The sequence below is a fragment of the Rhodococcus sp. EPR-147 genome (assembly GCF_001647185.1).
In the GTDB taxonomy this organism is placed as follows: Bacteria; Actinomycetota; Actinomycetes; order Mycobacteriales; family Mycobacteriaceae; genus Rhodococcoides.
The window spans coordinates 1-11199 of record NZ_LVCU01000565.1; the positions used below are offsets into that span (position 1 = coordinate 1).

The following is an 11199-nucleotide window of genomic DNA, read 5'->3' on the forward strand; positions in this document are numbered from 1 at the left end:
CTCACCAAGTACGCCACGGCGGTCTACCTTCCCGGTATCGCGGTGATCGGAATGCTGCTGACGTGGAACAGGATTCGCTGGGGAGCCGTCCGGCAGGCCTTGTTGATCGTGTTGTCGGCCGTCGCGATCTCCTTCTTCGTGCTGGTGTTCTGGGCTCAGGATCTGGTGCCCGGCATCGTCTCGACCACCACCAACCGCACACCTATCTCTCCGGCCTCGGCATCGCTGCTGCTGACCAACACCGCGACGTGGATCGGGGTGATCCTGATCCTGGCGGTGTTCGGTGCTGCCCTCCAGTGGCGTCGCTGGCCGTTGGTCCTGACGCTGTTGACGTTCAGCGTCATCGGGCCAGCGCAGCAGATTCGCATCGGCGAGGAGACGTCGCTGTCCAAACACGTCGCGTTCGGCATGGTGTTCGCGGCTCCGCTGGCGGGGTACCTGCTCGCCTGGTTCGTCGCTCGCTCGAAGTGGTTCGGGGTTCCCTTCGCTGCCGCTGCACTGTCGATGCAACTGGTGCTGGGTTGGACTCAGTCGCAGGAGTTCCTCACCTCCTGGGTCGACGACACCGCGGTGGTCGAGGCCCTACGCGAGGAGATCGCCGTCTCGCCGAACAAAGCGATCCTCGGTGAGGAACCGTCGGCGCAGCGCTACGCCCTGCGCGGTGAGGTGGAACCGATTCTGTGGACGGACACGTTCAGCCTGAACTACGGAAACAAGAACGGCATGAACGCATACCGCGAAGCGATCGACCAATCACATTTCGGCACGATCTATCTGAGTCTGAACACGGACAACGGACAAGCGATCAATCAGTATCTGACCACGGGTGAGACGCCGTATCGCCTCTCGAACAAGGTGCCCTTCACCCGGCACGGCGAATTCGCGGGTTACTACCTGATCTGGACTCCGAAGGTGTTGGCGCGATGACCGCCAATTATGCGGACGTCCTGGTGTGCATCCCGACCTACAACGAATCCGCCAATCTGGTTCCGCTGGTGCGTCGGACATTGGATTCCGTTGCCGGTGCCACGATTCTCGTCATCGACGATTCCAGTCCCGACGGCACCGGGGACATCGCCGACGCTTTGGCGGCGGAACATCCCGACGTGCGAGTACTGCATCGGCCTGCAAAATCGGGTCTGGCCACCGCGTACCTCGATGCGTTCCGATACGGCCTCGAGAACGGATTCACTCGGCTGGTGGAGATGGACGCCGACGGCAGTCACCCTCCCGAACGATTGCCGGCGATGATCGCGGCCTCCTACGCTCCCGAGGTCGGCCTCGTCATCGGATCCCGCTACGTGCCCGGCGGGCGGACCGAAGGGTGGCCACTGAGCCGCAAGATCCTCTCCAAAGCCGGAAACACTTACGTACGCATGCTCACGCCGTTGACGGTTCGAGACGCCACCGCGGGCTACCGAGTATTCACCGACGATGCACTTCGCCTGATGGATCTCGAGTCCGTCACCTCGCGCGGATACAGCTTCCAGATCGAAATGGCGTTGCTGGTGGCCGATACCGGGAAGAAGATCAGCGAGGTTCCCATCAGTTTCCGTGAACGCGAGTCCGGCACTAGCAAGATGAGCCGTGCCGTCGTGGTCGAAGCGCTGTGGAAAACGACGATCTGGGGATGGCGACAGAGATCGGTGCAGCCCACACCGCGCTCGGCTGAATCCGAAAGGCGATAGCCGCACCCACAATTACCTGGCAGTTAGAGCGGCGAAAGAAGAACGATATGTAACACATTCGTGCATGATGTGCCCATGACTACCAGCGTCGTAGCTGCTACCGAGTCCGGTGTGACCGCAATTGCGGTGTGGACCTTGATTCTCGTCGTCATCGCTGCGCTGGGTGCCGCGTTGGCTGCGCTGAGTGTGCGACGCGTCGGCGCGAAGGAGGAGGTGATGTCGCGGGAGTTGGCGGCGTTGCACACCGCCGTCGATCGTCAGGTGCGTCAGTCCAGCGACAACGACTCGTGGAACCGCGACCAGGTGACCGCGCGATACCAGGAACTGCTCTTCGCGCTGTCCAACGTCGATCGGGTTGTGGCCGAAGAGATTTCGGCAGCGGTGGTCTCCACTCCGGTCGGCGATCTGAAGGCTGCGACGCGGGCATTGGACAAGGCCTACGACCAACTGAACCTGGCACTCACCGCCGCACTGGTGGTCGCGCGCAGGCGCGTCCATCCGTTGGCACTGGAGTTGTCCACGGGAATCGATCGCCGGGTGTTCGCACCGCTGGCTCCCGAAACCGGAATCCCCGCTCCGGCACACGAACGTCTGCAGAGCGAGCATGCCTACATCACCAGAATGCACTCGTTGCTGCTCAAGGCGATGCGCGCCGATCTGGGCCTGCTCGATCCCAGCGCCGAGGCGCCACTGATCTTCACGACGAAGGAAGTGGAATCCGGTGTACAAGCGGACCGCTCGACGGCGGCCGGCCGTAGCGCTGTGCAGCTGATCGATCTGCTCGAGGACTTCGGAGTGATGCCGTTACTCGGGGCCGAGGACGACTTCGTCATGTCCGACGCGTTGGTGATCCAGTGCGAGGAGCTCTACAGCGCGGTGAGCCCGAACTTCCAGGCTGTACTGCGCCACATCGGCGACGAAATCCATCTCGCGATCAGGCCCGATCTCACCGACGATCGCCTCGAAGCGATCTACGAAATAGCGGTGCGACTGGTCGAAGCCGGATTGCGCGGAAACATCCACCGCAGAGACGGATTGGACGGCAGCAGCCTGTTCCTCATCGACCCGACCCACAAGGCGGGCATGGATCGGGTGTAGTTCCGGCCTACCGCGTCATCTTCAGAAGCTCTCGCTATCAGCTTCCCACCGGTCGGAAGCCCGCACCCGGGGACCCCGATGCACTCAGCAAACGCATCGATTCCGAGGCGGATGCGTAGGCGGTGGGACTGAGCAGCGGAACGCCCGAGGCATGGCTGGCGATTCCGACGAGCGTGGTACCGGCCACCAGCGGGGCTCCGGAGTCGGCCCAGACGGTGACGGCATCGGACATCAGGTCCCCGCCCCGGTTCTCGACGATGGTGCCGCACGTCAGTCCGCTGCCGACGCCGCTCTTGCAGACCGGCTGACCCACCGATCCGGTGCCGATGTCCGTCACGGTGACTCCGCCCAGACTGGACACCGGCGTGACCTTGGTGGGATCGAGGACGATGACGCCGTAATCGGGTCCCCAATGCCCGACGGCCGTAGTGCCGACCGGGGCCGTAGGCGATCCGACGAGGGTGACGGGCAGACCCGTACGCAGAATGCAGTGGCCTGCGGTCAGGGCGACGAGTCGGCCGGCGTCGTCGTATCCGACGGCCGCGATGGAGCAGGCGGTAAGGTCGTCGATGCCTCCGGTGGTGACGAAACCACTACCGGGTCCGACGACCGGAAGAGGTGCAGCAGCAGCGGTTCCGGGAGCCATCGCGCTGACGGCCAGGACCGCGGCAGCGAACAGTCCACTGACACAACCGAGTCGAGCTTTCATCATGGTGGGCATCCTTGTCACTTCTCGGGTATGTCTGCAGCTGCCAGCGTGAATTGCACGACGTCGATGCGTGAACTCTTGAATCGCGCCGACGAGCCGGTGAGGTACTGGACATATTTGTCGTACGTCGCCTCCGAGGACACGGCAATGGCCTCGTCGCGAGATGCGATCAGTTTCTCGGCCCAGGTATCGAGTGTCCTCGCGTAGTGCAACCTCAGAGGATGCTCCCGCAGCAACTCGAATCCGGCGTCGGCGGCTTTCGCCTTGATCACCTTGACGAGCGTCAACTGTCCGCCGGGAAAGATGTCGCGCAGGATGAAGCGCGAGAAATGTGCATCCTCACGGGTGAGTCCGCCACCACCGGAAACCGGATCGGGTGGCGTGATGACGATGGTGTGCAACAATATTCGTCCGTCGGCGGGAACTACCGAGCGGCACTTCGCGAAGAATGCCGAGTATCGGTTACGTCTGAAATGCTCGAACGCGCCGATGCTGACGATCCGGTCGACGGGCTCGTCGAACTCCTCCCACCCCTGCAACCGGATGTCGACGGTGCGGTCGGTCGACAGGTCGGCAACGACGGTGCGTCCGTGCTCGTACTGATTTCGGCTCAACGTCAGACCGATGACATTGACGTCGTACTTCTCGACCGCCCGCTTGGCGAGAGCTCCCCAGCCACAGCCGATGTCGAGCAGCGTCATCCCCGGCTTCAGGTCCAGCTTGCCGAGGGCGAGGTCGATCTTGGCCGTCTGCGCCTCCTCCAGCGTCATGTCCTCACGCTCGAAATAGGCGCAGCTGTACGTCATACTCGGGTCGAGGAACAGCGCGAAGAACTCGTCCGAGAGGTCGTAGTGCGTTCGCACGTCATCGACGTACGGCTCCAATTGTTCGCTCATCACGCCACACCTTTCCCCACAGCTGCGGTGCCGATCACTCGGCCTAGTGCACGGGCACCGAACTCGCCCAGCATGTCTTCGTGTTCCACATCGACCCGGTGAATCGACATCCGCCCGCCCACGAACTGCGTCCACTGCTCCGCACCGTGCGAGCCGCGAGCGGCGAAGTAGTGCACCGGCCCCGCGAACACCGCAGGCGCGTACGACGCCACCCAGGTGGGAGCCTCCGCGACGGGACGATACATTCGCCGCAGATGATCCACGGTGAGAAACGCCAGTTCACTTATGTTCTCGCGCAATCGATCCACGATGGTCTCGAACGAGTCACCCTCGACCCCGAGCTGACGAGCAAGATCGTCGATGCCGAACTCTGCGGCGCCCTCCGGTGCCGAGAGCTGCGCGTCGACGAGCGCCAACAGCGCGACGTCCTCACCTTCCGACTGCAGTTGCGTCGCAACAGCATGCGCGATCACCCCACCGAGCGACCATCCGAGCAGGTGGTACGGACCGTGCGGCTGAACGCCCCGGATCTCGCGCACGTATCTCTCCGCGAACTCCTCGATCGAGGTCGGTGCAGTGTCACCGTCGGCGATACCGGGCACCTGAAGCCCGTACAGCGGACGCTCGGTCTCCCCGAGCAGCGAGAGGTAGCTCCACGCGATTCCGATGGCCGGGTGCACACAGAACAGCGGTGCGCCCACCCCCTCGGTTCGCAGCGGAAGCACCACCTCGAAGGCACCGTCAGCACCGTGATCGCCCGCGTCGAGTTGTGCTGCCAGGGCCGAGATCGTCGGATGTACCAGCAGCAGACTGATCGGAAGTCGACGGTCGAGCCGGTCCCCCAGCGCATCCACCACCTGCACCGCCGAGAGGGAGTGCCCACCGCGATCGAAGAAATTGTCGTCCACACCGATGTCCTCACCGGCCACCTGCAGGACGTCGGAGAACACGGCATGTACCAGTACTTCGTTCGCGGAGACCGGGGCACGTCGTTCGGTCGACATGATCGAGGGCTCGGGCAACGTGCTCGCATCTACCTTGCCGGACAACGTCATCGGCAGTGCATCGACGACGGTGACGGTACTGGGCACCATGTACGCCGGCAGTGACCTGGCCAGGAACTCGCGAGCCTCCCGCGGTTCGACGCCGCCCACCACGTAGGCAGCGAGCGACTGCCCTCGACCGATCACGCTGGCCTGACGCACATCTCGGTGACGCAGCAGTGCCGCTTCCACCTCGGACAGCTCGACGCGATGACCTCGAACCTTGACCTGCGAATCGACCCGGCCCAGATATTCGAGTTCGCGATCGCTACCCCGACTAACCCAGCGCACCAGATCGCCTGTTCGGTAGAGCCGACCGTCACCGAACGGATCGGCAACGAAGCTGCTCGCCGTCGTTCCGCTCTGTCCCAGATAACCTTCGGCGAGGCCGACCCCGCCCAGGTAGAGCTCCCCGACGACGTTGTTGCCCACCGGGCGTAGACGGGCATCGAGTACCACTGCGTCGAAGCCGCGAACCGGTCCGCCGATGGTCACCGGCACCGCCGGGCCCCACGCACGCTGGTCCGTGGTGCAGGTGCTCATGACGGTCCCCTCGGTGGGGCCGTAGGCGTTGAACACCGAGCGTCGACGCGACCATCGTTGCAGCAGTGCAGAATTGGCGGCCTCACCGGCCATCACGATCACTCGAAGCGACGGCACGGCCTCCGCGTCGGTCACCTGTAGGACGGTCGGCGTGAGGCACGCGTGGGTCACCTGATGTTGCTCGATGAGCGCTTCGAGCTCGCGCCCTCCGTGCACCTCGGGCGGAACGATCACCGTGCTGGCTCCCGCACCGACGGCCATCAGTGTCTCGAAGATCGACGCGTCGAAACTGGGCGACGCGAACTGGAGTACCCGCGATCCCGGCTCCACTCCGAAGAGATCTCGTTGGCTCTGCACCAGATTCGCGATGCCGCGATGCGTCACCCGCACGCCCTTGGGCACCCCGGTGGAACCGGAGGTGTAGACGACGTACGCCACGCTGTCGAGTGGTGCCTCGCGACCATCGACCCGATCGAGCTCGTCGCCGGTGACGCTCTCCCAGTCGGCACCGACCGAATGAAAGTCGGCAGCCGAGATTCCTGTGACCGGGGCAGCGCGATCGAGGATCTCCTGTACCCGTGCCACGGGTTGAGAGGGGTCGATGGACAGGAAGCCCGCTCCGGTCTTGGCCACGGCCCAGATCGCGACGACATAGTCGGCGGAGCGAGGATAGGCGATCGCCACCAGAGCCCCGGGCCGAGCACCTGCGCGTATCAGTCTGTCGGCCAGCGCATTCGACTGCCGATCCACCTCACGGTACGTCAGCGATCGCGATCCCTCGATCACCGCGACATTGTCGGGCCAGCTCTGCACTGCCTGCTCGAACACTGCCGCCAGTGTGAGTCCGGGCGCATTGTCGCGGTGCGAGGTGACGGCCGACGGGGCGTGCCCGAACTCTGCGCTGCCCAGCCGAATGTTCGGCCGCGTCGAGACCATCGTCAACACCTCGGTCAGGCGCTCGGCCAGTCCGAGAATCACCGATCGCGAGAACCGTGCGGGCGAGAACCCGAGCTGGCCGATCAGTCCGGCCTCGGACTCGTCGACCAGGACCTCGAGGTCGAACTGCGTGTCCGTGATGTCCACGCGACGCGGGGTGATCGACGACGCCCCCAGTTCGATTGTCGGAGTTGCCGTATCACCGAAGGCCAGGAGCACCTGGAACAGCGGATGGGTATCGACGGCGCGGGTGGGCTGCACCGCGTCTACCACCTGCTCGAACGGGACGTCCGAGTTCGCGAATGCATCGAGATCCCGGTCGCGGACCGCGGTGACGAAGTCCTCGAACGTCGTCGACGGATCGACCTCCGTCCTGAGCACGACGGTACCGACGAACATGCCGACGAGGTGATCGAGTGCCGGATCGGATCGGCCACCCACCGGCGTCCCGATCGCGATGTCCTGGGTACCACTGGCTTCTGCGAGCACAGCGGCCAACGCTGCGTGGACCACGACGAACACCGTTGCGCCCACCCGATGCGCGAGCGAACGCAGCAGCGTGAGGGTGTCCGGGCCGACGGAGAACTCCACGGCCGTCGCATCGGCCGAGGGATCAGGGGTTCCGGTCGGCAGGTCGAGGAACTCCGGCACGCCGGCCAGGGTGCGACGCCAGAACTCGAGCTGATCCGACGCGACCGCGTCGAGCACAGTGCGCTGCCACACTCGGTAATCCGAGTAGTCGACGGCGAGAGCATCGAATTCCGTTGTCGATCCGGCCATTCGGGCCAGCAGGGCGATCTCGACGTCTCGGGCCAGCGGACGGAGCGAGAGCCCGTCGACCGCGATGTGGTGCGCAACAACGGACAGCACCCGCTCGCCGCCTCGGTCCAGCAGGCCGAGGCGTAGCGGCGCTTCGAGGGTCAAATCGAAGCCGTGCAGGGCCAGAGCATCGTGCCCTGCATGTGCATCGTCCAACGTCGACAGCACGATCTGCGGGTCGAGAACAACAGTGACGGGACCGTTCGCGGTCGACGGGTACACCGTGCGCAGCGGTGAATGCCGTTCCAGCACATCGGCTATCGCGGCGCGCAGAACAGCGAGGTCCAGATCCGCTGGAAGCGGTACCTCGACGGCGATGTTGTACGCGGCCGAGGTCGGGTCGTATCGATTCTGCAGCCAGATTCGGCGTTCGGCCGGGGCAAGACCGGGGTACGACCGCGCGTCGGGATCGTGGACCAGAGCGGGTAGCGGAGTGTAGTTCTCGGACAACAACTCGATCGCCGACGCAAGCTGCTGCGCGGTGGGAGACTGGAAGATCGTCCGCACCGGTACATGGGTACCGAGCGCCGCGCTGATGCGAGTTGCGGCCCGCGTCGCGACGAGGGAATCCCCGCCGAGGACGAAGAAATTGTCGTCGACGCCAGGATTCTCGATGCCCAGCAGATCGGCGAAAATTCCGAGCACCACCTCCTGCGCCAAGTTCCGCGCCGCCGCCGGATCGCCGCCGGGAAGCGTCTCCGAGTACAGGGCGGCGAGATCCACTTTGCCGTTGCCGGTCAGCGGAATACCGTCGATCCGGGTGATGACAGCCGGCTGCATCGACAACGGCAGCCGGTCCAGCAGCCACTGGGCAGCGTCCTGCCCATCCAGGCCCACCACCCAGGCGTGAATTCGGTTCACACGCACCGCTGTCACCACTCCACCGACGTCGGGGTGCGCCGTCAGTGCACTCTCGATCTCCCCCAGTTCGACGCGCACACCGTTGATCTGGACCTGGTCGTCTCGGCGCCCGCGGTAATCGAGCATGCCCGACGGCTGCTGCCGAACGAGGTCACCGGACCGGTACATCCGCGTGCCGCCGGGTGCCGCAACGAAGCGCGCGGCGGTCGACGCCGGGTCCGCGTGGTAACCGCGAGCCACGCCCGAGCCTGCGAGGTACAGCTCCCCGACGCCCCCGAGTGGCACCGGATGCAACCGGTCGTCGAGTACCAGCGCACCCACATGCGCCAACGGCCGACCGATGGTGACCGGCTCACCGGCACGCAGCGACTCGGCCAACGTGGCCACCACCGTCGCCTCACTGGGACCGTAGGCGTTCAGCATCGACCGCCCGGCCGACCAGTCGTCGACGACGGCGGAACCCAGCACGTCACCGCCGACGGCGACGGTCTCGATCCCGGGGGTCGGCGGCACGGTGGCAAGCACCGCGGGTGTGGACAGGTAGTGGGTGACGCGATGCGCAGTGAGGAAGGCCGACATCTCGTCCCCGCCGAGTAGGTCCGGCGGCGCGATCACCATGGTCGCCCCGGCCCCGAAAGCAAGGACGAGTTCGAGAACTGCGGCATCGAAATTGACCGAGTAGCCGTGGAGCACGCGCGAACTCGAGGTCACGCCGTACCGCGGAATGACCTGCTGCGCAAGCGCATACACACCCTGATGCGTCACCACCACAGGCTTGGGCGTTCCCGTCGAACCCGACGTGTGAATCACGTAGGCGGGGTGCGCAGGTGTCAGCGCTGCCAGGCGATCCGCACCGGTCAGGGCCAGGTCGCTGAAGTTCTCGGCCTGCGTCTCGTCGAGCCAGTGCACTGTCGGCTCTAATCCGCCGAAGCCGATCTCGATGTGCTCCAGCATCTGTTCGCGGCGAGCGGCCGGGTAGCGCGGGTCCACGGGTACGAACGCGCCGCCCGCCTTCACCACGGCCCACAGCGCGACGATGTATTCGGCCGAGCGTTCGAGAGACAGAGCGACAAGAGTTTCCGGTCCGACGCCGTGTGCGATGAGCAGCCGTGCGATCCGGTTCGAGCGAGAATCGAGCTCGGCGTATGTCATCGATTCCAGGCCGTCGACAGCGACATCACCGGACATGGCTGTGCCACCGCTCAATACGTCGAGCAGCGTGCCGGCGCGCATCGACGACGGCAGGGCTGGCGTGTCGGCAAGCGCAAGATCACCGACGACAACAGCCGGGTTGGCGACCGCTGCGTTCAGAAAAGCCAGAATCACCGACGCGAATTGCTCGACGGTGGCCCGCTGGTAGAGGTCCACCGCGTACTCGATCTGGCCGGTCGACGACGCCGAATCACCCTGTTCGTCCGCAAGCACCAGCGTCAGATCGAATTCCGAAGTGCGAGTGGGTATCTCGAGCACCGAGACGGGCAGGTCCTCGACCGATCGGTGCGGCGCATTGTCGAAAGCCAACATCACCTGGAACAGCGGATGCCGGTCGAGGGATCGATCGGTCGCGAGGGCGTCGACGATACGCTCGAACGGGACGTCGGAATGCGAGAAGGCATCGAGGTCTGCGGTGCGGACTGCGTCGAGCAGGGACGTGAAACTGTCCGACTGGTCCACAGTGACTGCGAGAGGCAGGGTTCCGACGAACATCCCGACCATCTCGTCGAGCGCTTCGTGTCCTCGCCCTGCGGTGGGAGATCCGACCACGACGCGCTTCGAGGTGCCGAAGCGGCTCAGGGCAGCGGCCACGGCGGCGTGGATAATCATGAAGGTGGTTGAGTTGGTCGATCGAGCCAACTCACGGATACCTGCGTGCAGCTGCGGCCCGATCTCGAACGGAACTGCGTCCGTTCTCATCGATTGCACCGCAGGCCTGGGGAAGTCCGCCGGTAGCTCCGCCGCCGCAGTGTCTGTATCACCGAGAACCGACGCCCAGAACGAGAGCTGTTCGTCCGCAACCGAATCCACCACGGCCCGGTTCCATACCGAGTACTGGCCGTACTGGGCGCGCAGGCGCGGCCAGGTGGGCGCGTGACCTGCTACCCGAGAGGCGTGGGCGAATGCGAAGTCGCGTACGAGTGGGTCGACCGACCACCCGTCCATCGAGATGTGGTGCACCACCACCACGGCGACGGTGTCGCCGGATTCGTGCACGCGCAGAAGCGTTGCGCGGATGGGTACCTCGGCCGAGACATCGAAGCCCTCGGCCGCGGCTGCTGCCACAGCGGAGTCCAGATCCCGCTCGGAGACAGTGCGTTCGGGCACCTCGACGAGGACGGTATCGGTGGGCCGCACTACCTGCCGCGGACCGTCGTCGTCGGCCGGGTAGTAGGTGCGCAGGGCTTCGTGTCGCTCGATGACGTCGCGCAGAGCCGTCAGAACCATCGCGGGATCGTCACCGGCTCCGACTCGCACTGCGACCGGCATGTTGTACGCGGGCGATGCGGGGTCGAACTGGTTGAGGAACCACAGCCGCTGCTGCGCGTACGACAACGGGATACGCCCCGGCACAACGGTATCGAGTAGTTCGAGTGACGGCTCGGAAGCAG

The 11199-nt window shown here is 65.0% G+C and carries 6 protein-coding genes; 3 read left to right on the top strand and 3 right to left on the bottom strand.

What is annotated here, in order from left to right; all coding sequences use genetic code 11:
• The 3 genes from A2J02_RS28480 to A2J02_RS25390 form a co-directional block, all read left to right on the top strand.
• The coding region (locus tag A2J02_RS28480; RefSeq protein ID WP_197478138.1) for a hypothetical protein at positions 1-927 on the top strand (927 nt) is incomplete at its 5' end.
• Complete coding sequence (locus A2J02_RS25385; protein WP_068055341.1) at positions 924-1688, top strand: polyprenol monophosphomannose synthase; 765 nt, start codon at positions 924-926, stop codon at positions 1686-1688. The genes A2J02_RS28480 and A2J02_RS25385, both read left to right, overlap by 4 nt.
• A gap of 75 nt (positions 1689-1763) precedes the next feature.
• Entirely contained in the window at positions 1764-2786 is a 1023-nt protein-coding gene (locus A2J02_RS25390; RefSeq protein ID WP_068055344.1) for a hypothetical protein, read from the top strand.
• A gap of 37 nt (positions 2787-2823) precedes the next feature.
• Here A2J02_RS25390 and A2J02_RS25395 read toward each other — a convergent pair whose 3' ends face one another.
• The 3 genes from A2J02_RS25395 to A2J02_RS25405 are packed head-to-tail and all read right to left on the bottom strand — an operon-like array spanning position 2824 to position 11161.
• Positions 2824-3498 (bottom strand): hypothetical protein, encoded by a 675-nt coding sequence (locus tag A2J02_RS25395; RefSeq protein ID WP_068055350.1) that lies wholly within the window; start codon positions 3496-3498, stop codon positions 2824-2826.
• 14 nt (positions 3499-3512) lie between these two features.
• Positions 3513-4391: a cyclopropane mycolic acid synthase family methyltransferase gene (locus tag A2J02_RS25400; protein WP_068055347.1), complete on the bottom strand. Its 879-nt coding sequence runs from the start codon at positions 4389-4391 to the stop codon at positions 3513-3515.
• Positions 4391-11161 carry an amino acid adenylation domain-containing protein gene (locus A2J02_RS25405; RefSeq protein WP_231911508.1) on the bottom strand — a complete coding sequence of 2257 codons (6771 nt, stop codon included), beginning with the start codon at positions 11159-11161 and terminating at the stop codon, positions 4391-4393. Before A2J02_RS25405 ends, A2J02_RS25400 begins: the two co-directional genes overlap by 1 nt.
• Positions 11162-11199: the final 38 nt, after the last annotated feature.

Excerpts from the sequence above, each read along its gene's own strand:
- A2J02_RS25390 (WP_068055344.1), top strand. The coding sequence starts at position 1,764 with ATGACTACCAGCGTCGTAGCTGCTACCGAGTCCGGTGTGACCGCAATT.
- A2J02_RS25395 (WP_068055350.1), bottom strand. The coding sequence starts at position 3,498 with ATGATGAAAGCTCGACTCGGTTGTGTCAGTGGACTGTTCGCTGCCGCG.
- A2J02_RS25385 (WP_068055341.1), top strand. The coding sequence starts at position 924 with ATGACCGCCAATTATGCGGACGTCCTGGTGTGCATCCCGACCTACAAC.
- A2J02_RS25400 (WP_068055347.1), bottom strand. The coding sequence starts at position 4,391 with ATGAGCGAACAATTGGAGCCGTACGTCGATGACGTGCGAACGCACTAC.